Source organism: Pseudomonas sp. URMO17WK12:I7 (genome assembly GCF_003269045.1).
In the GTDB taxonomy this organism is placed as follows: Bacteria; Pseudomonadota; Gammaproteobacteria; order Pseudomonadales; family Pseudomonadaceae; genus Aquipseudomonas; species Aquipseudomonas putida_J.
The window spans coordinates 163,321-190,314 of the sequence record NZ_QLTL01000009.1 but is presented as its reverse complement, the minus strand read 5'-3'; the positions used below and the strand labels follow the sequence as shown (position 1 = coordinate 190,314).

At 63.3% G+C, this 26,994-nt stretch carries 18 protein-coding genes, 4 tRNA genes and 1 pseudogene; 12 read left to right on the top strand and 11 right to left on the bottom strand.

What is annotated here, in order from left to right; translation table 11 throughout:
• Nucleotides 1-56: 56 nt before the first annotated feature.
• Nucleotides 57-986, top strand: a complete 930-nt coding sequence (locus H040_RS14430; RefSeq protein WP_027918109.1) for a LysR family transcriptional regulator — start codon at nt 57-59, stop codon at nt 984-986.
• Between the two features lie 42 nt (nt 987-1,028).
• On the opposite strand, the gene H040_RS14425 is transcribed toward H040_RS14430, so the two are convergent.
• From H040_RS14425 to H040_RS14415, 3 genes are all read right to left on the bottom strand, one after another.
• Nucleotides 1,029-2,294 (bottom strand): OmpP1/FadL family transporter, encoded by a 1,266-nt coding sequence (locus H040_RS14425; RefSeq protein ID WP_027918110.1) that lies wholly within the window; start codon nt 2,292-2,294, stop codon nt 1,029-1,031.
• Nucleotides 2,295-2,440: 146 nt separating this feature from the next.
• Entirely contained in the window at nt 2,441-2,923 is a 483-nt protein-coding gene (locus H040_RS14420; protein ID WP_027918111.1) for a hypothetical protein, read from the bottom strand.
• 248 nt (nt 2,924-3,171) lie between these two features.
• Nucleotides 3,172-3,396, bottom strand: coding sequence for a hypothetical protein (locus H040_RS14415; RefSeq protein ID WP_027918112.1), 225 nt, complete (start codon nt 3,394-3,396; stop codon nt 3,172-3,174).
• 952 nt (nt 3,397-4,348) lie between these two features.
• Here H040_RS14415 and H040_RS14410 point away from each other — a divergent pair.
• Both H040_RS14410 and rmuC read left to right on the top strand, forming a co-directional pair.
• On the top strand, nt 4,349-4,708 hold the full coding sequence (locus H040_RS14410) for a sel1 repeat family protein (RefSeq protein ID WP_050437195.1): 360 nt from the start codon (nt 4,349-4,351) through the stop codon (nt 4,706-4,708).
• Between the two features lie 154 nt (nt 4,709-4,862).
• Complete coding sequence (gene rmuC, locus H040_RS14405; protein ID WP_177326692.1) at nt 4,863-6,236, top strand: DNA recombination protein RmuC; 1,374 nt, start codon at nt 4,863-4,865, stop codon at nt 6,234-6,236.
• Here the strand turns inward: rmuC and H040_RS14400 are convergent.
• Nucleotides 6,208-9,684, bottom strand: coding sequence for a hybrid sensor histidine kinase/response regulator (locus tag H040_RS14400; protein ID WP_027918114.1), 3,477 nt, complete (start codon nt 9,682-9,684; stop codon nt 6,208-6,210). The genes rmuC and H040_RS14400 overlap by 29 nt on opposite strands.
• 126 nt (nt 9,685-9,810) lie before the next feature.
• Nucleotides 9,811-10,989 carry an MFS transporter gene (locus tag H040_RS14395; protein ID WP_027918115.1) on the bottom strand — a complete coding sequence of 393 codons (1,179 nt, stop codon included), beginning with the start codon at nt 10,987-10,989 and terminating at the stop codon, nt 9,811-9,813.
• 149 nt (nt 10,990-11,138) lie between these two features.
• On the opposite strand from H040_RS14395, the gene H040_RS14390 reads away from it, so the two are divergent.
• The 3 genes from H040_RS14390 (at nt 11,139) to H040_RS14380 (ending at nt 14,139) form a co-directional block, all read left to right on the top strand.
• Nucleotides 11,139-11,870, top strand: a complete 732-nt coding sequence (locus tag H040_RS14390) for a GntR family transcriptional regulator (RefSeq protein WP_027918116.1) — start codon at nt 11,139-11,141, stop codon at nt 11,868-11,870.
• Between the two features lie 139 nt (nt 11,871-12,009).
• The gene (locus tag H040_RS14385) at nt 12,010-13,284 is read left to right on the top strand and encodes an MFS transporter (protein ID WP_027918117.1); all 1,275 of its coding nucleotides are present in this window, start codon (nt 12,010-12,012) and stop codon (nt 13,282-13,284) included.
• Nucleotides 13,285-13,305: 21 nt separating this feature from the next.
• Nucleotides 13,306-14,139 (top strand): amidohydrolase family protein, encoded by an 834-nt coding sequence (locus H040_RS14380; RefSeq protein ID WP_027918118.1) that lies wholly within the window; start codon nt 13,306-13,308, stop codon nt 14,137-14,139.
• A gap of 174 nt (nt 14,140-14,313) precedes the next feature.
• Here H040_RS14380 and H040_RS28155 read toward each other — a convergent pair whose 3' ends face one another.
• Together H040_RS28155 and H040_RS28150 are read right to left on the bottom strand one after the other, a co-directional pair.
• Complete coding sequence (locus H040_RS28155; protein WP_371260240.1) at nt 14,314-15,177, bottom strand: methyl-accepting chemotaxis protein; 864 nt, start codon at nt 15,175-15,177, stop codon at nt 14,314-14,316.
• Nucleotides 15,169-16,128, bottom strand: a pseudogene (locus H040_RS28150) (methyl-accepting chemotaxis protein); the annotation flags it as partial. The pseudogene H040_RS28150 and the gene H040_RS28155, both read right to left, overlap by 9 nt.
• Before the next feature lie 372 nt (nt 16,129-16,500).
• On the opposite strand from H040_RS28150, the gene H040_RS14370 reads away from it, so the two are divergent.
• Entirely contained in the window at nt 16,501-18,378 is a 1,878-nt protein-coding gene (locus H040_RS14370) for an MFS transporter (RefSeq protein ID WP_027918120.1), read from the top strand.
• A gap of 10 nt (nt 18,379-18,388) precedes the next feature.
• Here the strand turns inward: H040_RS14370 and sugE are convergent, their stop codons facing one another.
• From sugE to rdgC, 3 genes are all read right to left on the bottom strand, one after another.
• Nucleotides 18,389-18,706, bottom strand: a complete 318-nt coding sequence (sugE, locus tag H040_RS14365; RefSeq protein ID WP_027918121.1) for a quaternary ammonium compound efflux SMR transporter SugE — start codon at nt 18,704-18,706, stop codon at nt 18,389-18,391.
• A 95-nt stretch (nt 18,707-18,801) separates the two neighbouring features.
• On the bottom strand, nt 18,802-19,767 hold the full coding sequence (locus tag H040_RS14360; RefSeq protein WP_027918122.1) for a bile acid:sodium symporter family protein: 966 nt from the start codon (nt 19,765-19,767) through the stop codon (nt 18,802-18,804).
• Between the two features lie 186 nt (nt 19,768-19,953).
• Complete coding sequence (gene rdgC, locus H040_RS14355; RefSeq protein ID WP_027918123.1) at nt 19,954-20,874, bottom strand: recombination-associated protein RdgC; 921 nt, start codon at nt 20,872-20,874, stop codon at nt 19,954-19,956.
• A 216-nt stretch (nt 20,875-21,090) separates the two neighbouring features.
• Here rdgC and H040_RS14350 point away from each other — a divergent pair.
• The 4 genes from H040_RS14350 (at nt 21,091) to H040_RS14335 (ending at nt 21,592) form a co-directional block, all read left to right on the top strand.
• Nucleotides 21,091-21,166 (top strand) — tRNA-Val (locus H040_RS14350).
• A 13-nt stretch (nt 21,167-21,179) separates the two neighbouring features.
• Nucleotides 21,180-21,256, top strand: a tRNA-Asp gene (locus H040_RS14345).
• Nucleotides 21,257-21,426: 170 nt separating this feature from the next.
• Nucleotides 21,427-21,502, top strand: a tRNA-Val gene (locus H040_RS14340).
• Between the two features lie 13 nt (nt 21,503-21,515).
• Nucleotides 21,516-21,592 (top strand) — tRNA-Asp (locus tag H040_RS14335).
• 156 nt (nt 21,593-21,748) lie between these two features.
• Here H040_RS14335 and map read toward each other — a convergent pair.
• Nucleotides 21,749-22,525 (bottom strand): type I methionyl aminopeptidase, encoded by a 777-nt coding sequence (gene map / locus H040_RS14330; protein WP_027918124.1) that lies wholly within the window; start codon nt 22,523-22,525, stop codon nt 21,749-21,751.
• Nucleotides 22,526-22,863: 338 nt separating this feature from the next.
• On the opposite strand from map, the gene H040_RS14320 reads away from it, so the two are divergent.
• Entirely contained in the window at nt 22,864-26,874 is a 4,011-nt protein-coding gene (locus H040_RS14320; RefSeq protein WP_027918125.1) for a bifunctional nitrate reductase/sulfite reductase flavoprotein subunit alpha, read from the top strand.
• Nucleotides 26,875-26,994: the final 120 nt, after the last annotated feature.

The window sequence follows — 26,994 nt, the reverse complement described above, 5'->3', positions numbered from 1 at the left end:
AGACCAGCTCGATTGAGTTCTTTATAAAGAGATTCTTACGAATCGAAGTACTTGCCATGGATCTGCTCAACGCCATCCGCAGTTTCATCAAGGTGGTCGAAGCCGGCAGTATCGCCGCCGGCGCCCGCAACCTTGGCCTCAGCCCAGCAGCGGTCAGCCAGAACCTGGCGCGCCTGGAAGGGCACTTGCAGGTGCGCCTGCTCAGCCGTACCACGCGCAGCATGGCGCTGACACCCGCTGGAAGCCAATACTATGAGCGGGTAAGGCACATCGAGCGCGACCTGGCTCTTGCCGAACAAGCAGTCACCGCCCCCGACAGCGAGCCACAGGGTCGGCTGTGCATCGCCTCGACCTCGGCATTTGGTCGTCACGTCCTGGCACCGCTGATCCCGGCGTTCAGTGCCCGCTATCCATTGCTTTCGATAGAGTTGGTAACGACTGATCGCAAGGTTAATCACGCCCGCGAAGACGTGGACGTCAGCCTGCGCATCACCCCGCAACTGGAAGACCAGCTGCTGGCGCGGCATATCGCTCGGATCCCGTTCATCTGCTGCGCGTCACCGGGTTACCTCGCCAGCGCAGGGTTGCCGACCACCCCCGAGACGTTGCGTGATCACTGCTGCCTGGTGTTCCGTTATCCGGTGGACGGCCGTTTCCTGCGTTGGGGCTTCGTGCGTGACGGCATGCGCTTCGAGGCGGAATTTGGCCGCGTATTGATCAGTGACGACATCGATGCCCTGACCCAGATGGCCCTCAACGATGGCGGCATCACCCGCCTGGCCGAGTTCATCGTCAGGCCGCATCTGGCCTCGGGGGCGTTGGTGCCGTTGTTCGAATACAGCGACAGCGGCCAGGCATATGCCCAGACCGAGCCGATGGACATCTACCTGTGCGTGGCTGATCGCTTTGCCCTGACGCCAAAGGTTCGCGCCTTCATGGGCTTCCTGCGCGACGCGCTGGGCGACAGCTGGCAAATCCAGGCATGAAAAAACCGCCACGAGGGCGGTTTCTTATGGAACAGGTATGAATCAGAAACGGTAGGTGAGGGAAGCACCGATACCGTGAGCGCTGTTCTCGTACTTGGCCTGGTAACGGCCCTTGGTCGGGCTGGCCAGGTTGACCTTGGTATCCTCTTCCCACAGGTAGGAGTAGGCCACGTCGATGGTCATGTCGTCGGTTGGGCTATAACCGGCACCGATGCTGATTGCCTTGCGATCACCCGTAGGGATGCGCGGCGAACGGTCGGTGTTGTTGGTTGGCGACTGGTCGACGGAGAAGCCGGTGCGCAGTACCCACTCCTTGTTGACCTTGTAGGACGCGCCAATGGCGTGAGCCCAGGTATCGTGCCAATTCTGCTCTTCAGTGATGGTGCCGAACTGAGCGGCCAGTGGTGCCGGCACTTCGTTGTTTACGGTGATGTCCTTCAGGCGGCTCCAGCGGGTCCAGGTGCTGCCTGCATACAGGGTCCACTGGTCGTCCAGTTCGTGAGTGACCGAGAAGTCCACAGACTCAGGCGTCTTGATCTTCAAGGTGGCGTCGAACTTGCTACCGCTGAAAGGCCCGATCAGGGCGTTGTTGATCTTGGTATTGCCTTCGAGCTTGTAGTCGACCATCGAGTGGTAGGTCAGGCCGACACGGGTACGGTCGGTGGCCTGCACGAGAATGCCGATGTTATAGCCGACGGCGGTGTCATCGCCCTTGATCTTCACTTCGCCGTCGTTGGTTCCAGGCGTGAAGCGGTTGATGGTGTTCGAGCCCAGTTCGCCCTTGATCTTGTTGATGGTCGGGCCGAAACCGATCGACACCTTGTCGTTGAAGGCGTAGCTGACGGTTGGCTGGAAGGTGATGACCTCGACGTGGCTCTTTTTACCCCAGTAGCGAGCGGCGTCGCCGCTGCCGTAATCGGTCACCAGGCCGAACGGGACGTAAACACCAAAGCCGACGCTCCAGTGCTCATCGATCGGCTTGACGTAGTAGCCCATCGGTACCCCTACCGTTGGCACCATGTCACCGTCGGTTTCACCTGGCAGTGGACTGCTGCCTCGGCCTGAAATGTCCGTCTTGGCGATTACAGCCGCGCCGCCCACGGTCACTTCCTGGCGCTTGAGGCGCGACATGCCGGCCGGGTTGCCATACACGGTGCTGGCATCATCGGCAGAAGAAGAACGACCTGCGAAGCCTGTCCCCATGCCGCTGATGCTTTGTTCGTTAAGTGCGAAGCCGGCAGCGAACAATTGGCTGGATGCCAGGGCAACGGCTACGCCGAGGGAGGTTTTGAGCATTGCTTTTTTCATTATTAGAAACTCCTTGTGATCTCCGGGGCGAAAAGCTACCAACAAATCACGCGCCGCGCTATAGCCTGAATCGCAGGAGATAGAGCGCTTTTGTAGGACAATCCGACCAAAATTCCCTTTTTTCCGTTAGTGTTGTAGGACGCCTCTTAAGATGCCTGTGGCAATTTCTGGGCAATGCACAACTGCCAAGCCTGGGTGAAGTCGCGCAGGCGACCTTGAGGGTGGAAAATCTGCCGCCAGATACGCGCCAGGCCGAGCAGGTCATCGGCTGCAGGCAGCAACGTGGACTGCTCTTCGATGAGCATCCAGGCGATGGCGGTGGAGTAACGCAGGTTCACCGTGAGTTCCAGGTGGGGCCCGCCGAGGAAGGCGTGCTGGCTGGCCAGGCCACGTACCAGGCTGGCCAGCTCTGGATCACGGGCGAGAAAGTCGTCCCAGACAGCCTGGTGACGGCTTTCGCCTATGCGGTAAAGGCCATGGCCTCGGCGGTCGTGCAAGGCTGAACCGAGTGCCGACTGGCTGGCCGCGATACCGAGCAGGAGGGCCTCGGCGCTGGCGCAATGACGATTCAGATAGACCAGGGTTGGTCGGATCACATACTGACACAATTCGTTCGCCGCGATACCCATGATGCCCTCGAGCAGTAAGGGACCGACGGGCGCTGGAGCTTGGCAGCTGGAAATTGGTCAGGCCCGCCGGAAGCGGTAAGGACCGCTCGAGTTGAAGTGTAGTGTGATAATCGTGGTGTAAAGGGCTGTTTTTAAATCGATTGCTGCCTGCTTCCCAGCGCTATATGCCTTGCGGCAATTAGGCCAAGAACGATCAGGCAGCATTCGGCAGGTGCCATTCAGGCCCTGAATACCCCGATATTCGCCGCTCACGCGGTGAGCGATTGGCGTGTGCGGGCGATTACTGCCTGCAAGGGTTCCGAGCGGCTGTACTGCTCTGGGTACAGGCGTTCGGTGTGGCAGGCGATGCCGTGCTCGTCCACCAGGGTGAAGCTGAAGTTGCCCTTGCGTGGGGCAGTGATCAAGCACTTCAACGGCGAGAAGGCTTGGGAGAGGGTGCCAATGGCAGCCTGAATTTGATGATGAGTTTGCATGTTGTTGGATGTTCCTGCTTTAAACACGGAGGGTATGATCCGTGCATGATAGAAACGTTCCAGTGACGCCATTATTAAGGGACGAAGAACCTGACTGGAACAGGGCAGCCAGAGAGAGCGCAATCAAAGTGTGGGCGCTTGGGCTGACTGGTAGGTACTTCAGAAGGCAGGCAGCACACCGGGGCCAAGGTTCTAGGCCGTCGGGTGGAATCCTGATCAATCTTCCGGTTGATTCGTGCTTGAACAGCGCTGGGCTGGCGAGGGAATCATCGAGTGGGCCGGTCCTGGTTTCAGCAGCGGTCGTTCGGGAGAGCGATGGGCTGCAAGGACGCTTAAGGCCAATTGACTTTCAGCTTGGGTACTAACGAAGCGCACCTTACCGGAAGTATGAGGCCTTTGCAAGCTTTGCACGTTTCGTCAGGCGAGCCGCGCAGTATGGCGCGTCTTTCGCCTGATGGGAAGAGGGGGCAACTGGCCTCCAACCGGGCCGATGTGCCAATTTCGTGCATCCAAACGCAGGCTTTCGGTGCACTTGTTCACATACGAGGCGTGACTTGTAACAGCCCGGCAACAGCCCCGTTCAAGCTCGCCAATGACTTGACTGGCACCTTAAGTCAATGAAAAAAAACACTAATTTTTGCTGGTGAAAAAATCGTCAGTTTGACTGTAGGCCCCATTTCACGGGGGTTTGCGGGCTCATTGAAGGGGTTGTCCACCGAGTTATCCACAGGAACTGTGGATTGTCCCGAGCGCTTGCTCTAGGACGGGCGTGCCAGCAAATCAGAGAACTGTCCGACAATCGTCAGGCATCAGCCGACCCACCAGTCATCCACTCGGAAACGTCAAGAAACGATCATTGAAAAAAAATTTCAATCCTCCGGAAATCGACAGGTCATGCACGAAAAAAAGGAGTAGAGTGGCGCGCCTTTCGAGTTGCTACCCTGCCACCGTCATGAAGTTTCGCGGTAAACCCCTCGCCAGCCCCGCTGTTGCCTCCTCAGCCGCTTCGCCCAAGCGCTTTTCCCTGAAAGTGGCCCTCTGGCTGCTCGACAACCCGCGCCTGGGTGACAAGTATCAGGTCAAGCACATCGCCGGGCGCCTGCTCAAGCAGCCCGCGCGCGAAGGCGTGGTGGTAGCGCAGAGCCGGTTGGGGCAGATGCTCTGCCGCGATTGCGGCAACGCCCGGGACCGCCGTATTGGTCATGAACTACTGCGCCAGGCGGCGCGGGCCGGAGATCGGCACGCGCAGCTGGAGTATGCGCGGCTATTCCAGGGTGATGCGCCGGAGCAGGCGCCCGATCAGTCAGACTGATAAGCTGCACGCAACTCGCAATAGTGTGATCGGGGTAAGCATGGCAGTGGATCTGACCAGCATTCTGCTGGGCTTGGTGGCAGGGGCCTTGCCTTGCTTGGCTTGGGTCATGCAGGTGCAGCGCCGTCAGGGTGCGCGTCAAGGCGAGCAGGCCCTGCTCGAGGAGCGCCTGAGCAGTGCGCAACTGGCCCAGGCCGGCCTGCAGGCGCAACTGGACGCCAGCCGCGACGAGGTCAGCGACCTCAGCGAAGCGAACACCGTCAAGCAGACTCAACTGGCCGCCCTGGGCCGTGAACTGGAGCTGCTGCAGATCGATCGCGATAACGCTCGTGATGCCGCCCACGCCTGGCACCTGGAGCGCGCCACTCGTGAAGCTGAACTGCGTCGCCTGGAAGCGCAGACCGCACGCCTGGAAGCTGAACTTCGCGAGCAGCAGGACAGTCACCAGCAGCGCCTGGAAGACCTTCAGGAGGCCCGTGACACCCTGCGTGCCCAGTTCGCCGACCTGGCCACGAAAATTTTCGACGAGCGCGAACAACGCTTCGCCCAGACCAGCCAGCAGCATCTGGGCCAGTTGCTCGACCCGCTCAAGGAGCGCATCCAGGCGTTTGAAAAGCGCGTCGAGGAAAGCTACCAGCAGGAAGCCCGCGAACGCTTCTCGCTGGGCAAGGAGCTGGAGCGCCTGCAACAGCTCAACCTGCGCCTGTCTGACGAAGCCACCAACCTCACCCAGGCACTCAAGGGCCAGAAGACCCAGGGCAACTGGGGCGAGCTGATCCTTGAGCGGGTGCTGGAACATGCGGGCCTGGAAAAGGGCCGCGAATACCAGACCCAGGTCAGCCTCAAGAGCGCCGACGGCGAGCGCTTCCAGCCCGATGTGCTGATCATGTTGCCCGGCGACAAGCAGGTAGTGGTCGATGCCAAGGTCAGCCTCACCGCCTACCAGCAGTTCGTCAGCAACAACGATGAAAACGCCCTGAAGCAGCACGTGCAGTCGCTGCGCAGCCACGTCAAAGGCTTGTCGAGCAAAGACTACAACCGCCTCGAAGGCCTGCACAGCCTGGACTTCGTGCTGCTGTTCGTGCCCATCGAAGCGGCGTTTTCGGCGGCCCTGCAAGCTGAGCCAAACCTGTTCCAAGAGGCCTTCGACCGGCAGATCGTGATCGTCAGCCCCACCACCTTGCTCGCTACCCTGCGGGTCATCGACAGCCTGTGGAAGCAGGAACGCCAGGGCCAGAACGCCCGAGAAATCGCCGAGCGCGCCGGTTGGCTGTACGACAAGTTCGTGCTGTTCATCCAGGACCTGGACGAACTGGGCAACCGCCTGCAGCAAGTCGACAAGGCCTACGCCGCAGCACGCAACAAACTGTGCGAAGGGCGCGGCAACCTGGTCAGCCGCAGCGAGCAGCTCAAGCTGCTCGGGGCCCGTGCCAGCAAGAGCCTGCCGGCCGAGCTGCTGGAGCGGGCACTCGCGGACGAAGCACTGGCCGACGCGGCGGTTACTGAACCAGGCTCAGATGGCGATTGAGCAGGGCACGCAAGGCCGCCGGCTTTACCGGTTTGGCCAGGTAATCCAGGCCAGCGGCATGCACGGTGGCCAAGGTTTCCTTGCTGCCGTCGGCGCTGATCACCACACCGGGCACCGGCTCGCCCAGGCGCGCGCGTAACCAGCCCATCAGCTCGGTACCGGTTTCGCCGTCATCCAGGTGGAAGTCCACCAGCGCCAGGTGCGGGCGCATGCCCTTGGCCAGCAGTGCCTCGCATTCGGCGCGATTGCGTGCGGTCCAGACCTGGCAACCCCAGCGGCTGAGCAGGCTGTTCATGCCGATCAGGATGCTGTCTTCGTTGTCCACGCACAGCACCTGCAAACCGGCCAGCGGCTGGCTCGCAATTTCCACCGGCGCGCTCGGTGCCGCCGCGGTGTGCTGGGCAATCGGCACATTGACGCGGAATACCGTGCCCTTGCCGGGCCAGGAACGCACTTCCAGCTTGTGGCCAAGCACCCGGCACAAGCCATCGGCGATCGCCAGGCCCAGGCCCAGGCCTTTTTCAGCGCGAGTCTGGTGGCTGTCCAGGCGCTTGAATTCCTGGAAAATCACCTGCAGCTTGTCATCGGCAATGCCCGGGCCGCGGTCCCAGACTTCCAGCCACAGGTGCTCGCCTTGGCGGCGCACCCCCAGCAGTATCGGGCTCTTGCCGTAGCGCAGGGCATTGGTGAGGAAGTTCTGCAGCACCCGGCGCAGCAGCTTCATGTCGCTGTCGACCCGCAGACGGCTACCGCGCAAGCGGAATTCCAGGCCCTTTTCGGCCGCCAGTACCTTGAACTCGGCGCCGAGGGTGTCGAACAGTTCGTTGAGGGCGAAAGGTTTGGCGTCGGGGGTGATCTTGCCGTTTTCCAGGCGCGAAATGTCCAGCAGGTCGCTGATCAGTTCCTCGGCCGAACGCAGCGAGCTGTCCATGTGCTGCACCAGCTGCTGGGCCTCTTCGTTCATGCCTTCGGCCTGCTGCGACAGGGCGGCGGAGAACAGCCGGGCAGCGTTCAGCGGCTGCATCAGGTCATGGCTGACGGCAGCGAGGAAGCGGGTCTTGGACTTGCTCACCGCTTCGGCCTGGCTCTTGGCTTCCGACAGTGCCTGGTTCAGCTGCGACAACTCATGGGTGCGCTCTGCCACACGCTGCTCCAGCCCTTCGTTGGCGTCGCGCAGCGCCTGCTCGGCCTCGCGGAACGGGGTGATGTCGGTGAAACTCATCACGAAGCCGCCACCGGGCATCGGGTTGCCGATCAGCTCGATCACCCGGCCGTTGGGGAACAAGCGTTCGGAAGAGTGGGCACGGCCCTGGCGCATCCAGTGCAGGCGCCGCGCCACATGCACTTGCGCCTCGCCCGGGCCACACAGGCCGCGCTCAGCGTTGTAGCGGATGATGTCGGCGATCGGCCGGCCGACGCTGATCAGCCCGTCGGGGTAGTTGAACAGCTCCAGGTAACGGCGGTTCCAGGCCACCAGGTGCAGGTTCTGGTCGACCACACTGATGCCCTGGTTGATGTTCTCGATGGCGCCCTGCAGCAGGGCACGGTTGAACTGCAGCACCTCGCTGGCTTCGTCGGCGATGCGTACCACGTCCTCGAGCTGCATGTCGCGGCCCTCGATGGCGGCCTTGACCACGGCGCGGGTCGAGGAACTGCCGAGCACACCGGCGAGCAGGCGTTCGGTGTGTTCGATCCAGTCGCCGTCGGCGTTCTGGTTGGGGTTGAAGCCTTTGCCCTGACGGTAGGCGAAGCGGATGAAACTCTGCCGCGCGCGTTCCTCGCCGACGAAGCGCGAGGCCAGGTTGAGCAGGTCATCGATCTGTACCGCCAGCAACGGTTTGCTGCTGGGGCGGGCGCTGGTCTGCTGGCCGATGAAACGGCCCGCCTGCCAGTGCTCCGACACGCGGGTGCGCGACAGCATCGACACCCACACGAACAGGGTGAAGTTGCCTGCCAGCGACAGCACCACGCCCTGGGTCAAGGGGCTGATCGGCAAGCCGAGCGGGTTGCCATGCAGCCAGGCCAGCCCCGGGAACAGCCCGAGCGACAGGCCCAGGCTATGGGCGATGATCGGCAGCACCAGGGTGTAGAACCACAGGAAGATGCCCGCCGCCAGGCCGGCGAACACGCCGCGCCGGTTGGCCTGCTTCCAGTACAGGGCGCCGAGCATGGCTGGGGTCAGCTGGGTGACGGCGGCGAAGGCGATCTGGCCGATGGTCGCCAGGCTCGCGGTGGAGCCGAGCAGGCGGTAGCTGACGTAGGCCAGCAGCAGGATCACCACGATGGTCACCCGGCGCACCGACAGCATCCAGTGGCGGAATGCCTCGAACGGCCTTTCGGCGTTGTTGCGGCGCAGCAGCCAGGGCAGCAGCATGTCGTTGGAGACCATGGTCGACAGCGCCACGGCCTCGACGATGACCATGCCAGTGGCGGCCGAAGCACCGCCGATGAAGGCCAGCAGGGCCAGGCTCGGGTGCGCTTCGGCCAGCGGCAGGCTGATCACGAAGGAGTCGGAAATCACCGTGCCCGGCAGCAACATCTGCCCGGCCAGGGCGATTGGCACCACGAATAGTGCAGCCAGGGCCAGGTACAGCGGGAACACCCAGCGCGCCAGGCGCATGTCCTGGGGTTCGATGTTCTCCACCACGGTGACGTGGAACTGCCGCGGCAGGCAGATGATCGCCATCATCGCCACCGCGGTCTGCACCACCATCGACGGCCAGTTGATGGTTTCCTGCCAATAGCTGTCCAGCTGCACCGATTGGCGCGCCTGGGTAAACAGGTCGTCGAAGCCGTCGTACAGGTTGAACACCACGAACACGCCCACGGCGAGGAACGCCAGCAGCTTGATCATCGACTCGAAGGCGATGGCCAGGACCATGCCGCGGTGGTGCTCGGTGACGTCCAGACTGCGGGTGCCGAAGACGATGGCGAACAGCGCCAGCACCAGCGATACCACCAGCGCAGTGTCCTGCACGCGGGTGCCGGTGGCGTCGGCGTTGGCGCCGATCAGCAGGTTGACGCCGAGCACGATGCCCTTGAGCTGCAGGGCAATGTAAGGCAGCACGCCAACCAGGCAGATCAGCGCCACCACCACCGCCAGGGACTGTGACTTGCCATAGCGGGCGGCGATGAAGTCGGCGATCGAGGTGATGTTCTGCTGCTTGCTGATCAGCACCATCTTCTGCAGTACCCAGGGCGCGAAGATCAGCAGCAAGATCGGCCCGAGGTAGATCGGCAGGAACGCCCAGAGCTGTTCGGCAGCCTGGCCGACCGCGCCGAAGAAGGTCCAGCTGGTGCAGTACACCGCCAGCGAAAGGCTATACACCCACGCACGCAGACGCGGCGGCAACGGCGTGCTGCGGCGGTCGCCGTAGAAGGCGATAGCGAACATGATGGCCATATAGGCCAGGGCGACCACGGCGATCAGCCCGCTGGACAACGACATGAAAACTCCGGAGCAAAAAAGATAACGCGGTCCCGATCAATCAGTCTGGCACGCAGGGGGCGGTTCGTCAGCGCCGACGATGGTTGTAGGAGCGGCTTTAGCCGCGATTGGCCGGTACGGACGACATCAACCCCGACGGGTACCCAGCCAGTAGAACACGCCGGCGAGTATCACTGACATCACCAGCAGGTAGAAGATCACCCCCGGCCACCACCGCCCCAGGGCGAATCCCACCATCACCGGCCCCAGCGCTGCGCCGAGGTTGGACAGGTTCTGCGCCCCGTAATACACCCCGCGCAGGTGCTCCGGGGCAATCAGGTCGATGAACATGTACTCGGCGGGTATGACGATGATCTCACCCAGGGTGAACACCAGCATTGCCAGGCACCAGCCCATGACCGACCCGGCCATGGCAAAACCCAGCAACCCGGCAATGAACAGCGCCATGCCCGCCAGCAGCCAGGGCATCAGCTGCTGGCGGCCGATGCGCCGGCCAATCAGGTACTGCAGGGCGATCACCGTGACCGCGTTGGTGGTTACCAGGTAGCCGACCAGCCGTGCTGCCTCGCTGGCGCTGCTGGTCACCACCAGGTACTGCGACAGGTACGCGGTGAACTGGCCGAACACCACCGCGCTCAGCACGCCACCCAGGGTGAAGCACACCAGTCGACGGTCACGTGCCAGGCCCAATGCCACTTGGGCGAAGCCTGCAGCTGGCTGCTCTGGGGTACTGGCCTGCAGCCCTCGGTCGCCCAGGCGCCAGTAGGCCAGGCACATGCCAAGGCCGGTCAGCGCCGAGGCGATGAAGGGCAGATGATCGTCGAGCGCCAGCATGGCCACGCCGAGCATCGGGCCGACGGCGTAACCGACGTTGTTCAAGGTGTACTTGATGGCGAACACCTCGGCCCGTTGCGCCACTGGCAGCAGTGCGCAGAAGCCCGCCTTGGCGGCGATGTCGACCACGGCCAGGGCCAGGTTGATCAGCACCAGGCAGAAAAAGAACAGCAACGCCGATCGACTGGCAATGGCGGCCACGAAGGCCAAAGCGAACACCAGTGTACTGGCGCTGACCAGGGTGTGATTGCGCACCGTGTCGACCAGGTGCCCGCCGTACAGGCTCAGCAGTGACGCGACGATCAGCGCGCCTCCGATCAACAGGCCGATGTGGCCCACCGCAAGCTGGAAATTGTCGGCCAGGTAGACCACCAGGTAGGGCAGGGTGAGGGCCCGGGCCACGGTGAGGGTGAAGGTAGTGGCCAGCAGCAGGCGGACGCTGGCGGGGTAGCCTTTCAGGGCGGCGAGCATTGCCACGTCCTTGTTGTGGAAATTTCCGATGCCTGAGGATAAGTGAGGCCGGCGGCGGCGACCAGCGGAGGATTGACAGCCTGTCACCCACGGGGAATACTCTCGAAAAATTCATATATATGTTTACATAACAAGACGAGAGCCGACCCATGCACCCACTGTCAGGTGATGCTCGACTACCACGCTATCAACAACTGCGCGATCACCTGATCGAGCAGATCGCCAACAACCGCTGGCGCCCGGGCGAGGCCATTCCCACCGAAGCGGCCCTGGCCACCGAGTTCGACATGTCCGTCGGCACCGTGCGCAAGGCCGTCGACGTGCTGGTCGCCGAGGGCGTGCTGGAGCGTCAGCAGGGCCGCGGCACCTTCATCCGCCGCCCGCAGTTCCAGTCTTCGCTGTTCCGCTTCTTCCGCTTCGAGACCGCCACCGGCGAGCGGGTGATGCCGGAAAGCCGCATCCTCTCCATCGAGCCGGTACCGGCACCGTCGGCCGTTGCCGAAGCCTTGGGCCTTGCCGCCGAGGCCCAGGTCATTCGCATTGTCCGTACCCGACTGCTCGGCGCCCAACCGGTGCTCGCCGAAGAGATCTGGCTGCCGCGTCAGACCTTCCAGCCGCTGCTCGATGTCGAGCTGCAAAGCAAAGGCCCGCTGCTCTATCCGATCTACGAGGAACTGTGTGGCCAGGTGGTCGCCTATGCCGAAGAAACCCTGACCGCCGAAGCGGTCGATGCGGCCCACGGCCGCTTGTTGCAACTGCCGGTCGACAGCCCGGTGGTGGTGATCGAGCGCCTGGCCCGCGATTACGCCGGCAAACCTCTGGAATGGCGCCGCTCGCGCGGCCATGCACAGCACTTCCGCTACCGCGTCGACATTCGCTGAGCCGTTAAGCCGGCCGCTTCGCCTTTTACCCGTCTGCGCCGTTCTGCCACGGCGCAGTGGCTTCGCCTGCCCGGTCGTCAGCGTGCCAAGCGCTTCGGCACGCCCGGCCGTCACACACACGACTAGAAGGATAACAATCATGTTCAGCTGGTACCGCCAGATCACTACACGGGAACGCAAGACGTTCTGGGCCTGTTTCGGTGGCTGGTCGCTCGATGCGCTGGAAGTGCAGATGTTCGGCCTGGCCATCCCCGCGTTGATCGCTGCATTCTCCCTGACCAAGGGCGATGCCGGCCTGATCAGCGGCCTGACCCTGGTCACCTCGGCGATCGGTGGCTGGCTCGGCGGCACCCTGTCGGACCGTTATGGCCGCGTGCGGACCTTGCAGTGGATGATCCTCTGGTTCTCTTTCTTCACCTTCCTGTCGGCGTTCGTCACCGGCTTTTATCCACTGTTGTTCGTCAAGGCCATGCAGGGCTTCGGTATCGGTGGCGAGTGGGCGGCCGGCGCGGTGCTGATGGCCGAGACCATCAACCCGAAATACCGCGGCAAGGTCATGGGCACCGTGCAGAGTGCCTGGGCTGTGGGCTGGGGCCTGGCAGTGGGCCTGTTCACCCTGATCTACTCGTTGGTGCCGGCCGAATACGCCTGGCGGGTGATGTTCTTCGTCGGCCTGCTGCCATCGCTGCTGATCATCTGGGTGCGCCGCAACGTGCCAGAGCCGGACAGCTTCCAGCGCCTGCAGAAAGACAAGGCCATCCCTGGCAGTTTCTTCAAGTCCATGGCCGGCATCTTCCGCCCGGAACTGCTGCGCGTGACCCTGCTCGGCGGCCTGCTGGGCCTGGGTGCCCACGGTGGCTACCACGCGGTGATGACCTGGCTGCCGACCTTCCTGAAGACCGAACGCAACCTGTCGGTACTCAACTCCGGCGGCTACCTGGCGGTGATCATCTTCGCCTTCTGGTGTGGTTGCGTGGTCAGTGGCCTGTTGATCGACCGCATCGGCCGACGCAAGAACATCCTGCTGTTCGCCCTGTGCTGTGTGCTGACCGTGCAGGCCTACGTGTTCTTCCCGCTGAGCAACACTCAGATGCTCTTCCTCGGCTTCCCGCTCGGTTTCTTCGCTGCCGGCATCCCGGCCAGCCTGGGGGCGTTCTTCAACGAGCTGTACCCGGCTGACGTGCGCGGTGCCGGGGTCGGCTTCTGCTACAACTTCGGCCGTGTGCTGTCGGCGGTGTTCCCGTTCCTGGTCGGCCACATGAGCGAATCCATGTCGCTGGGTAGCGCGATCGGTATCGATGCCGGCATCGCCTACGGCGTGGCCATGTTCGCCGCGCTGTGCCTGCCGGAAACCCGTGGCCGCAACCTTGAGGCCACTCCAGCGCCGGCCATGGCTGGCGCTGTCGCCAAGTAACCTGACTACCCTGTGAAAACCATGCCCGACGTTCCTGCTCCACACCTGACCGCCATCGACAGCCATGCCCATGTCTTCAGCCGTGGGCTGAACCTGGCCAACGAGCGGCGTTACGCGCCCAGCTATGATGCGCCGCTGGGCGATTACCTGGGCCAGTTGCTGGCCCACGGTTTCAGCCATGGTGTGTTGGTGCAGCCCAGTTTCCTGGGCACCGACAACCGCTACCTGCTCAGTGCCCTGCAGACCGTGCCGGGGCAGATGCGCGGCGTCGTGATGCTTGAGCGTGACGTCGAGCGTGAGACCTTGCAGGAAATGGCCCGGCTGGGTGTCAGGGGCGTGCGCCTGAACCTCATGGGTCAAAGCCTGCCAGACCTGACGGGTAGCGAATGGCGGCCCATGCTTGAGCGCATCGGTGAACAAGGCTGGCACCTGGAGCTGCATCGCCATGTGGCGGACATTCCTGCGCTGGTGCGGGCACTGGAGCCTTATGGCCTGGATATCGTGGTCGACCACTTTGGCCGGCCCGATGCCCGCCTGGGCCTGGGGCAGCCGGGCTTTGCCGAGCTGCTGACGCTGGGCGGCAAGGGCAAGGTGTGGGTCAAGGTATCGGGTATCTACCGGCTGGAAGGTACGCCGGAGCAGAACCTGGCCTTTGCGCGGCAGGCCCTGTGCGCACTTGAAGCCCACTATGGGGCAGAGCGGCTGATGTGGGGCAGCGATTGGCCGCATACCCAGCATGAGTCGTCGGTGAGCTTCAGCTCGGCGGTAGAGCAGTTCGAGGCCCTGGGTTGCTCGGCGCAATTGCGCCGAGCGCTGCTGGTGGAGACTGCGCGGGCGCTGTTCGGCTTCGAGTAATCCGCCATCTTGAAGGCGCCGCAGTATCTGTAGGAGCGGCCTGGTGTCGCGAAAGGGCCGCGGCGCGGCCCCGGCAAATTCAACTGCGAAGCTGAAATCCTGGGGCCGCTTCGCAGCCCTTTCGCGACACCAGGCCGCTCCAACACAAGTCAGTACAGCTTTCAGATCAATGGCTCAAAAGCGGAACCGGCTGATCATCTGCTGCAACTGCCCACCCAACCGCGCCAGTTCCACACTGGACGCTGAGGTCTGCTGACTGGCTTCAGCGGTCTGTTCGGAAATGTCCCGCACCGTGACTACGCTGCGGCTGATCTCTTCAGCCACCGCACTCTGCTGCTCGGACGCTGCGGCAATCTGCTGGTTCATCAGCTGGATCCCCGATACGCGCTGGGTAATCCCTTCCAGTGCCACCCCGGCCTCACGGACTAGCGCCACGCTGCTTTCGGTCAGGCTCTGGCTCTGTTCCATCAACTCGCTCACCGAGCGGGTGCCTTCTTCAAGGCTGCCGATCGCCGACTCGATCTCCAGTGTCGATGCCTGGGTACGCTGCGCCAGGCTGCGCACTTCATCGGCCACCACGGCAAAGCCACGGCCAGCCTCACCGGCCCGGGCCGCTTCGATAGCGGCGTTGAGCGCCAGCAGGTTGGTCTGCTCGGCCACGGCCTTGATCACATCCATGACCTTGCCGATACGCTGGCTTTCGGTGCGCAGGGCGTCCATGGCTGCGCCAGTGGCATCCACCTGGCTGGCCAGGCGGCCGATCTGGGTAACGGCGCGATTGACCACGCTGTCACCTTCACGGGCTTCGTCGTCGGTGGCGCTGGCGGCCTCGGAGGCTTCGCCAGCATTGCGCGCCACCTCTTGCACGGTGGCAGCCATTTCCTGCATGGCCGTGGCCACCTGGTCGGTTTCCACCTTCTGGTGGTTGGCACCGGCGCTGGTCTGCTCGGTGATCGCCGAAAGCTCCTCGGTGGCGCTGGCGATCTGCGAAATGCCATCGCGTACCTGGGCGATCAGCTCGCGCAGGTTGCGGGTCATGCCCTGCAGGGCGTTCTGCAATTGCCCGACCTCGTCGCGGCGGCGGCTGGTCGGTTGCTCGCTCAGGTCACCGCCGGCCACCTGCTCCATGGCGTTCAGTGCCTGGCGCAGCGGCTGGCTGATCTGCCGGGCGATCACCACGGCTGCCAGTGCCCCGATCAGCAGGGCGAGCAGGGTGGTGGCAATCTGCAGGGTGCGAGCGAAATGGCTGTCCGTGGCGACCCGCACTGCCTGGTCATCGAGCAGTTGGCCAATGACGCCGTTGAGGGTTTCGATGTCCTTGGCCATGGCCGCGCGGTAGCCGACCAGGTGGCTGACCTCGCCGCGGAACGCTTCGACAGCGGCGGCATAGGCCTGTACCTGCTGCTGCAATTGCTGGAACTGCTGCGGGAAGTTGCCATTGAAACGAGCGACCAGCCCAGGCAGATCGTTCACCGTGGTGGCGATCTGGGTGTTCATCAGCTGCTCGGTCTCGGCGTTGGTGTTACCCGTGTAACCGCGAACGTGGTAGCGCAGCAGGATCAGGTTCTCGCGGATCTGGTTGATCGCCTCGATGCGCACGAAACGCTGTTCGGCATCAGGCAAGGCACGCACCTGATTGCGAATCTGCTCGATGCTGGCAAACGACTGGGTGGCCAGCACGCCCATTTCCTTCTGTGCAGCGCGCATCTTTTCATAGGAACGCAAGCTGGCGGCCTGGTTGGCGCTGTAGCCCTGCAGAGCCTGGTCGGCAGTATTGATCAGTGCCTGGCTCTGCGCCCGGATCATCACTTCACGCAGCGTTGCCAGGGTTGGCTTGAACGCCTCCAGCGCGGCCTGCAACTGCTTGCTCTCGGTTGGCGCGCCATTGGCCATGGCGTGGCGCAGGCGCGCTTCGCGCAGGTCGCCCAGGGCGTCGTTGAGGCGCGACACATCGCTGACCACCTCGCTGCGCCGTACCAGGCTGCCCATACCGTCCCAGCTGATGAGCGACTGCACCAGCGTCAGGCACAGCACCAGGCCGAAACCGAGGAAGAGTTTGTGGGCGATCCTGAGATCGCCGAACCAGGTAAACATATACTGCCGAGCTCCTGTTCTTATGGATTGGAGGAGACCTGAGGTCCATCCCTTCTGTCAGATATAGTCATCTATATGAATTATCGGCATGTGTAACAAAATCTGAACAGTGCTTTTCATGAAATTAGTGTCACGGTGATATCAAACTGTGCGCGGGGTCCTGATTCATGCCGTGTTGCTTGCCAGCCCAAGGCTTTCCCGTGCAGATTTGTGGCTTGTCGCGCTCCGCGTGCCTCCAATGACAAAAGACACTCAGGAACAAGGACGATGAGTCACCCCTCGCAATTCACCTTGCTCGGCAAGCGGCGTTTCCTGCCGTTCTTCGTCACCCAGTTACTGGGTGCCTTCAACGACAACCTGTTCAAGCAGTCGCTGATCCTGGCGATCCTGTTCAAGCTCAGCCTGGGCGACGGCGACCGTTCGATCTGGGTCAACCTCTGTGCACTGTTGTTCATCCTGCCGTTCTTCCTGTTCTCGGCACTGGGCGGGCAGTTCGGCGAGAAGTTCGCCAAGGACGCCCTGATCCGTGCGATCAAGCTGGCCGAGATCGGCATCATGGCGGTCGGTGCCATTGGCTTCGTCACCAACCACCTCACGCTGATGCTGGTGGCCTTGTTCGGCATGGGTACCCACTCGGCATTGTTCGGCCCGGTGAAGTACTCGATCCTGCCCCAGGCCCTGCGCGAAGAAGAGCTGGTTGGCGGCAACGGCCTGGTGGAGATGGGCACCTTTCTCGCCATCCTGGTCGGCACCATCGGCGCCGGGGTGATGATGGCCACCGACAGCTACGCCACGGTGGTGGCCGGTGGCGTGGTCGGCACTGCCGTGCTGGGCTACCTGGCCAGCCGCTGGATCCCGCGGGCGGCGGCTGCGTCGCCGCAAATGGCGCTGGACTGGAACATCTTCAAGCAGTCGTGGGTGATCCTTCGCATGGGCCTGGGGCAGACCCCGGCGGTGTCGCGCTCGATCGTTGGCAACTCGTGGTTCTGGTTCGTCGGTGCCATCTACCTGACCCAGATCCCGACTTACGCCCAAGAGTGGCTGCACGGTGACGAGACCGCAGTGACCCTGGTGCTGACCCTGTTCTCGGTGGGCATTGCCCTCGGTTCGCTGCTGTGCGAACGGCTCAGCGGGCGCAAGGTGGAAATCGGCCTGGTGCCGTTCGGCTCGTTCGGCCTGACCCTGTTCGGCCTGCTCTGGTGGTGGCATTCCGGTGACGTACCGGCGGGCGCCCAGCCGCACGACTGGCTGGCACTGCTAGGCATGCAGGCGTCTTGGTGGATCCTGCTGTCGATCGTCGGCCTTGGCGTGTTCGGCGGCTTCTACATCGTGCCGCTGTACGCACTGATCCAGGCCCGCACCGCCGAGGACCAACGGGCCCGGGTGATCGCTTCCAACAACATCCTCAATGCCTTGTTCATGGTGGTCTCGGCGATCTTCACCATTGTCCTGCTGAGCGTGGCGAAGCTGAGCATCCCGCAGCTGTTCCTGGTGGTGTCGCTGCTGAACGTGCTGGTCAACGCCTACATCTTCAAGATCGTGCCCGAATTCACCATGCGCTTCCTGATCTGGCTGCTCAGCCACTCGATGTACCGCGTGCAACACCGTGACCTCGAGCGTATCCCTGATGAAGGCGCGGCACTGCTGGTGTGCAACCACGTGTCGTTCGTCGATGCGCTGCTGCTGGGCGGGGCGATTCGCCGGCCCATCCGCTTTGTCATGTACTACAAGATCTACAACCTGCCGGTGCTCAACTTCGTGTTCCGCACGGCGGGCGCCATTCCGATTGCCGGGCGCAACGAAGACCAGGCGACCTACGAGCGAGCCTTCGCCCGCATCGCCGAATACCTGGCGGACGGTGAGCTGGTGTGCATCTTTCCGGAAGGCAAACTGACCGGCGACGGCGAGATCGATGCGTTCAAGGGCGGCGTCAGCCGTATTCTCGAAGAAACCCCGGTGCCGGTGATTCCGCTGGCGCTGCAGGGGTTGTGGGGGAGCTTCTTCAGCCGCGATCCGGCCAAGGGCTTCTTCAAGCGCCTGTGGTCGCGGGTAACCATCGTGGCAGGCGCCGCCATCCCGGTGGAGGCGGCGCAGCCAGAAGCCCTGCGTGAGCAGGTCAGCCGCTTGCGCGGTGGCCTGCGCTAAGGACGGGGTATCAGCTGGCGCTGACTTTCAGGCCGATCAGGCCGGTAACGATCAGCGCCACGCTGACCAGCCGTACCAGGGCCATCGACTCGCCGAACAGGATGATCCCGGCGATCACCGTGCCGACGGCGCCGACGCCGGTCCAGATGGCATAGGCGGTACCCAGTGGCAGTTCCTTCATGGCCAGGCCCAGCAGGCCCAGGCTGACGGCCATGGCGGCGACGGTGAGCGCGGTGGGGAGGGGTTTGCTGAAGCCGTCGGTGTACTTCAAGCCGACGGCCCAGCCGACCTCGAACAGGCCGGCGAAGAACAGGATGATCCAGGACATGATGCGTCTCCATCGTTGCGAATGATGGGGCCGTCCCCGGGATGGTCACGCGGTGCGTCGTGAGGTCGTCCTCACAGTGGCCATCAGGGTACACATCAATGCCTGGCTGGCTCAACCTCTTCTATGGGGGCCGATGAATCTTCCATCCTGCGGAACCAGGTCGACAGCAGCGCCCCGGAAATGTTGTGCCAGACGCTGAACAGCGCACTCGGCACTGCCGCCAGCGGTGAGAAGTGTGCCGCCGCCAATGCCGCCCCCAACCCCGAGTTCTGCATCCCCACCTCAAGCGCCAGCGACTTGCGCTGGGCCAACGGCAGCTTGCAGAGGCGGCCTGTGAGGTAACCCAGCAGATAGCCGAAGGTGTTGTGCAGCACCACCACGGCCATGATCAGCAGGCCCGACTCGGCGATCTTGGCCTGGCTGGCCGCCACCACCGCGCAGACGATCATCACGATGCTCACCACCGACACCAGTGGCAGCACCTGCACCGCCGTCTGCAGCCGTGCACCCAGCAGGCGCTGGGCCAGCACGCCGAGCACAATCGGCAACATCACCAGCTGCAGGATTGACCAGAACATGTCCATGAAGGACACCGGCAGCCAGGCAGAGGCCAGGAACCAGATCAGCGCCGGGGTCAGCAAAGGGGCGAGCAGGGTGGTCACGGCGGCAATGGCCACTGCCAGCGCCAGGTCGCCCTTGGACAGCCAGACCATCACGTTCGACGCCGTGCCGCTCGGGCAACAGCCGACCAGGATCACGCCCACGGCGATTTCCGCCGGTAGGTGAAACAGCTGGCACAGCAGCCAGGCCATGCCCGGCATGATCACGAAGTGCGCCACCACGCCAAGGGCCACTCGCCAGGGTTGGCGGGCGAGGGCGGCGAAGTCGTCGAGCTTGAGGGTCAGGCCCATGCCAAACATCACCAGGCCCAGCAGCGGCACGATGGCGACCTTGAGGGCGATGAACCACTGGGGCTGCAGGAAGGCCAGCACGGCGAACACCAGCACCCACAGGGCGAAGGTATTGCCGACGAAGCGGCTTAAGGCGGCGAGGGCACGCATGGGGCAATTCCTTATCTATTTATAGCGTTATGAATTTCACAGGCCCTTTCGCGGGCAAGCCCGCTCCCACAGGTATCGCCACAGTATTCGAGTCTGTGGTGATCCCTGTGGGAGCGGGCTTGCCCGCGAAGAGGCCGGTACTGGTTACTGCTGAGAATCAGCCCAGCACCGGTCTTTCAAACTACCTCAGACCCCTTGCGGAATCTCCTCCCCACCCAGCGCTTCGAACAGCACCGGCAGGAATTCGGCAAAGGTCATCATCATCAGCTGGAAGCTGGCATCGAACTGCTGCGCGGCTTCATCACCCCCGTCCTGTTCAGCCTGTTCCTGCAGCAGCTCTTCGAACTTCAGGCGTTTGATCACCATCTTGTCGTCGAGCACGAACGACAGCTTGTCCTGCCAGGCCAGGGCCAGCTGGGTGACCACCTTGCCGGTGCTCAGGTGCAGCTGGATTTCCTCGCCGGTCAGGTCCTGGCGTTTGCAGCGCACGATGCCGCCGTCTTCGGCGGTGTCACGCAGCTCGCACTCGTCCAGCACATAGAAGCCTTCGGCAGCCTGTTGCGACTTGACCCAGTCGGTCATGGTCGCGGTCGGTGCAATCTTCACCGTGGCCGGGCGCACCGGCAGCGAGCCCATCACTTCACGCAGGGTCGACAGCAGGTCTTCGGCGCGCTTGGCGCTGGCCGAGTTGACCAGGATCATCCCCAGGCGCGGGGCGATGGCGGCGAAGATCATCGAGCGGCGGATGAACGCGCGCGGCAGGAACGCCTGGATGATCTCGTCCTTGATCTGGTCGCGCTCTTTTTTATAGACCTTGCGCATCTGCTCGGTCTCGATCTCTTCGACCTTTTCCTTCACGGCATCGTTGACCACGCTGCTCGGCAGGATGCGTTCTTCCTTGCGCGCGGCAACCAGCAGGAACTCGCCGCTGACGTGCACCAGGGGAGCGTCTTCGCCCTTGCCGAACGGCGCGACGAAACCGTAGGTGGTCAGCTCCTGGCTGGCGCAGGGGCGGGCCGGCTTGGAGGCCAGGGCGGCTTCCAGCGCTTCAGCCTCGAACGGTACTTCCTGGGTCAGGCGGTAGGACAGCAGGTTCTTGAACCACATGAGGGGCAATCTCTCCTTAATGCATAAGGCGGGCATTATTCTCCGAGCAGTGCTCCGAGGCCAGCCCTGTCATAGGGCCAGCAGGGTCATATAAGGAAAGAAAAGCCCCGGCTGCGCTAGGTCTTTGAAAGGGCTGGGATTTTTTTTGAAAAAAGTTAAAAAAGTGCTTGCCAGGGTAGCAGGCCGTCCGTAGAATGCGCGCCACACCGAGACGAAGGGTGATTAGCTCAGCCGGGAGAGCATCTGCCTTACAAGCAGAGGGTCGGCGGTTCGATCCCGTCATCACCCACCACTCGATGTATAGCGCAGCGGTAGTTCAGTCGGTTAGAATACCGGCCTGTCACGCCGGGGGTCGCGGGTTCGAGTCCCGTCCGCTGCGCCATATTCCACTTCCAGGGCCCACTGAACACCCGGAAGTAACAGAGAAAGCGACCTTAGGGTCGCTTTTTTTGTGCCTGAAATGTGTTGCTGATAATTTTTGCGAAAAAGTTGCATCAATGGCTTGCCAGGCTTCTGGTTCGTCCGTAGAATGCGCGCCTCACCGAGACGAATGGGTGATTAGCTCAGCCGGGAGAGCATCTGCCTTACAAGCAGAGGGTCGGCGGTTCGATCCCGTCATCACCCACCACTCGTTGAATAGCGCAGCGGTAGTTCAGTCGGTTAGAATACCGGCCTGTCACGCCGGGGGTCGCGGGTTCGAGTCCCGTCCGCTGCGCCATATTCCGCTTCCAGGGCCCACTGAACACCCGGAAGCCACAAAGAAAGCGACCTTAGGGTCGCTTTTTTTGTTTCTGTATTCTGAACAATTGCGCTGCCTGGTCGATCTTGGGGCTGCTTTGCAGCCTTTTGCGACCGGGCCGGCGCCCCTGCAATCTCAGCGATTACGCTCCTCTTCGCGCAACGTCAGCACTTCGACCCCGTCCTCCGTAACCGCCACCGTGTGCTCCCACTGCGCCGACAGGCAGTGGTCCCGGGTAATCACCGTCCAGCCATCCTTCAGCGTTCGCGTCCCGCGCCCACCCTGGTTGATCATCGGCTCGATGGTAAACACCATCCCCGGCTGCAACTTCATGCCCATGCCACGCAGGCCGAAATGCAGTACTTCGGGGCCTTCGTGCATCTGCTGGCCGATACCATGCCCGCAGTATTCGCGTACCACACTGTAGCCAGCCGCTTCGGCATGGGCCTGGATGGCATGGCCGATATCACCCAGCGTCGCCCCTGGGCGTACCTGCTCGATGCCTTTCCACAGCGCGTCGTAGGTGGTGTCGACCAGCCTTTGCGCGTCTTCACTGATCGGCCCGATGCTGTACATCTTCGACGAGTCGGCAATGTAGCCACCCTGTTCCAGGGTGACGTCGACGTTGATGATCGAGCCTTCCTTCAGCACTTCATCGGCCTTGGGGATGCCGTGGCAGACCACGTGGTCCACCGACGTGTTGAGCGAATAGGGGAAACCGTACTGGCCCTTGCTGGCGGGGCGGGCCTTGAGTGTATCGACGATGAATGCTTCGGCGTGGTCGTTGATCTGCATCGTGGTCACGCCGGGGCGGATGAAACCGTCGAGTTCGGCAAACACCTGGGCCAACAGCTGGCCGGCGTTGCGCATCAGTTCGAGTTGGGCGGGGGTCTTGAGGATCACCTTGGACATGGAGTGCGGGCTGTAGCTCTTGCTGGAAATTGCCCCAGCATAGCGCCATGGATCATGTGCTTGCCACCGCGTGGTGCGCCTTCTGTGCCGGTCTCTTCGCGGGTAAACCCGCTCCCACAGGATTGCCACAGGTTTGAAGACTGCGCAGTACCTGTGGGAGCGGGTTTACCCGCGAAGGGGCCGGCACAGCTGGCCCGCTAATTGCTGAATGACCGCTATCCAGGGCTATCAACGTCGACAGCCCGAAAACCTCACGACAAAGGCGCCGTGTTGCCCCGCTTGCCCAGCAAGCAGGAGCAGCCGACGCCTTTTTGCGTTCCTGAAAGGGGAGAGAACCCATGACCACCCGCGAAGTACGCAGCGTCTGCCCTTACTGCGGCGTAGGTTGCGGCATCGTCATGAGTGTCGTCGACGGCAAGGTCGGCAAGATCAGCGGCGACAAGCAGCACCCGAGCAACTTCGGCCGGCTATGTACCAAAGGTCTCACCGCCCACCTGCCACTGACCGCTGCCGGGCGCCTGGAAGACGCCTACGTTCGCCAGCAACGCGGTCAGCAACCAGCACGCAGCAGCATGGACCAGGCCATTGCCCAGGCCGGCGAGCGCTTGCGCGGTATCATCGACCAGCACGGCCCGGACTCTGTGGCGCTCTATGTGTCCGGTCAGATGTCACTGGAGGCCCAGTACCTGGCCAACAAGCTGGCCAAGGGCTTTATCCGCACCCGTCACATCGAATCCAATTCGCGGCTGTGCATGGCCAGCGCAGGCAGTGGTTACAAGCTGTCGCTCGGTGCCGACGGCCCGCCCGGCAGCTACCAGGATTTCGAACGCGCTGATGTGTTTCTGGTGATCGGCGCAAACATGGCCGACTGCCACCCAATCCTGTTCCTGCGCCTGCTCGACCGGGTCAAGGCCGGCGCCAGGCTGATCGTCGTCGACCCGCGGCGCACCGCTACCGCCGACAAGGCCGACCTGTTCCTGCAGGTGCGCCCCGGCAGTGACCTGGCCCTGCTCAACGGCCTGCTGCACCTGCTGCACAACAACGGCCATACCGATCCTGACTTCATCGCCCGTTACACCGAAGGCTGGGACGAGCTGCCGCCGTTCCTTGACGATTACACCCCTGAACGTGTGGCCGCCATGACCGGCCTGAGTGAAGCCGACATCCGCCAGGCCGCAGAATGGATCGGCACCGCCGGGGAGTGGATGAGCTGCTGGACCATGGGCCTCAACCAGAGCGTCCACGGCACTTGGCACAGCAACGCCATCTGCAACCTGCACCTGGCCACCGGCGCCATCTGCCGCCCGGGCAGCGGGCCGTTTTCGCTGACCGGCCAGCCCAATGCCATGGGCGGCCGCGAGATGGGCTACATGGGCCCGGGCCTGCCGGGGCAGCGCTCGGCGTTGGTGGCCGCGGACCGCGCCTTTGTCGAGCAGCAGTGGGGCTTGCAACCGGGCAGCCTGCGCAGCGAAAGCGGCGAGGGCACGATTGCACTGTTCGAGCAGATGAAAGCAGGCGAGGTGAAAGCCTGCTGGGTCATCTGCAGCAACCCGGTGGCCAGCGTCGCCAACCGCCAACAGGTGATCGACGGCCTGCGCCATGCCGAGCTGGTGATCACCCAGGATGCCTTCCTCGACACCGAGACCAACCGCTACGCCGATATTCTGCTGCCCGCTGCGCTATGGGCCGAAGGCGAGGGCGTGATGATCAACAGTGAGCGCAACCTGACGCTGATGCCACGGGCGGTCCAGGCACCGGGCCAGAGCCTGGCGGATTGGCAGATCATCGCCCAGGTCGCCTGCGCCATGGGCTACGCCGATGCCTTCGACTACCCCGACGCCGAGGCGGTGTACGACGAGATCCGGCGCTTCTGGAACTCGGCCACCGGCTACGACCTGCGCGGGATCGGCTATGAGCAATTGCGCGACAGCCCACGGCAGTGGCCCTGCGCACCCGGCCGCGCAGATGACCGCAGCCCGTTGCGTTACCAGAACGACGGCAGCAGTCAGCAGCTGTTGCGCGATGCCGAGGGCAACCTGCCTGAACTGGCGTTCCCCACCGCCAGCGGCAAGGCGCGCTTCTTCGCTCGGCCCTGGCTGCCTGCACCCGAACTGCCGGACGCCGACTACCCGTGGGTGCTCAATACCGGCCGTGTGCAGCACCAGTGGCATACCCTGACCAAGACCGGCAAGGTCCCGGCACTGAACAAGCTGGAGCCCGGCCCCTTTGTTGAAGTCCACCCCGAAGATGCCGCCCGCCTGGGCATCGCCGACAAGGACCAGGTCGCCATTCGCTCGCGGCGCGGCCAGGCTGTGTTGCCAGCGCGCATCAGCGACCGGGTCATGCCCGGCAACTGCTTTGCCCCGTTCCACTGGAACGACCTGATCGGCGAGCAGTTGGCGGTCAATGCCGTGACCTGTGATGCAGTCGACCCGCTGTCGCTGCAGCCGGCGTTCAAACATTGCGCCGTGGCCCTGGAGCGGGTCGCTGGCGAGCGTATCGATGCCCTTGAGCTCAATACCACTATTCCGGAGCCTGCCCGCATGCCGACCGCGACCCTGTCCCGCCTGCTTGGCCTGGACACCCTGCCAGCCCCGGTGCTGGCTGATGACGAGCGTCATTACCTGCAAGGCTTCCTGCTCGGCCTCGATCAGGCGCGTGCCGAGGGTGTCCCCAGCCTGCCGGCCAGTGCGCCGCTGGCCGCATCCCGGCGGCTGTTCGTAGACGGCTTGTTGGCTGGTCTGTTCGCGCAGCCAGCAGCCACGCCGGCTATCACGATGCCGCGCCACCAGGTGCTGTGGGCGTCGCAGACGGGCAATGGCGAGGGGCTTGCCCAGCGGTGTGCCGAGCGCCTGCGTGGCGCTGGCCTCCAGGTGCAGCTCAGCTGCATGGAAGCGGTAAGCCCCAGCCAACTGCAAGGCGCGGCCAGTGTGGTGCTGATCACCAGCACCTTCGGTGATGGTGATGCGCCCGACAGCGCCAAGGCGTTCTGGCAGGCGCTGCAAGGCGAGCAGGGTGCCTGCTGCGCGCAGCTGCCTTATGCCGTGCTGGCCTTGGGCGACTCCAGCTACGACCAGTTCTGCGGCTTTGGCCGCAAGCTCGACCAGCGCCTGGCCGAACTGGGCGGGCGCCGCTTGCTGCAACGGGTCGATTGCGAACCGGATTTCGATGAAGCCTTCGCCGGCTGGCTCGAAGCCCTGTTGCCAGAACTCGGCGGCACGGACTCTTTGGCAGCGGTCAGTGAACCAGCACCCGTGGTGAGCTACAGCAAGCAGCAACCCTGGTCGGCCCCACTGCTTGCAAACCAGCTGCTCAACGGCCCGGGGGCGAGCAAGGAAACCCGCCAGCTGATATTCGACCTGTCCGGCAGCGGTTTCACCTATGCAGCCGGTGATGCCTTGGGCGTATGGCCGCGCAACTGCCCGGCGCTGGTCGAGGAGCTGCTGGCGCTGACGCAGCTCGATGGCAAGGCGTTGGTGGAAGTGAAGGGGCAGCCGGCGATGCCACTGGCCGAGGCCCTGGAAGCGCATCTGGATATCGCCAAGGTCACCCCTCAGCAACTGCAGGCATTCAGCACGCATGCCGCCGACCTGCAGCGCCTGTTGCAGCCCGAGTGCAAGGCCGAGCTGCAGGACTGGCTGTGGGGGCGGCAGTTGGTCGATGTGCTGCGTGCGTTCCCTCAGCGATTGCCGCTGGATGCCTGGCTCGGCTTGCTCAAGCCGTTGCAGCCGCGCCTGTATTCGATCAGCTCCAGCCCGTTGGCTCATCCGGATCAGGTGCACCTGACCGTTTCCACCGTGCGCTACGGCGAGCGCAAAGGGGTCTGCTCAACGTTCCTCGCTGACCGGGCGCAGGCGCTGAAGGTGGCGATCTTCCCGCAGGTATCGAAGCATTTTCGTCTGCCCGAGGACAACGACGTGCCGGTGATCATGGTCGGGCCCGGTACCGGCGTCGCGCCGTTCCGTGCCTTCCTTGAAGAGCGCGAGGCGCGGGGTGCCAAAGGGGCTAACTGGCTGTTTTTCGGCGAGCAGTATGCGGCCACGGATTTCTACTATCAGGAACAGCTTCAGGCCTGGCAGGCGGCCGGGCATCTGCGCCTGGACACGGCGTTCTCGCGGGACCAGGCCGAGAAGATCTACGTGCAGCAACGCATGCTGGAGCAAGGCGCGCAATTGTGGCAGTGGCTGGAGGCGGGGGCGTACTTCTATGTCTGTGGCGATGCCCAGCGCATGGCCAAGGATGTGGATGCGGCGTTGCGTGAGGTGATCGCCGTGCATGGCAAGGTGGATGCGGATGCCTATGTCGAAGCATTGAGCAAGGCCAGGCGGTATCGGCGTGATGTGTATTGAAGTGCCCCAGGATGGTGAGCGCTGCACTTGAAATGTGCATTGGTAGCGCTGGCCCCTTCGCGGGCAAACCCGTACCCACAAGTGCTTGAGACCAGTGGAGGCCTTGTGGGAGCGGGTTTA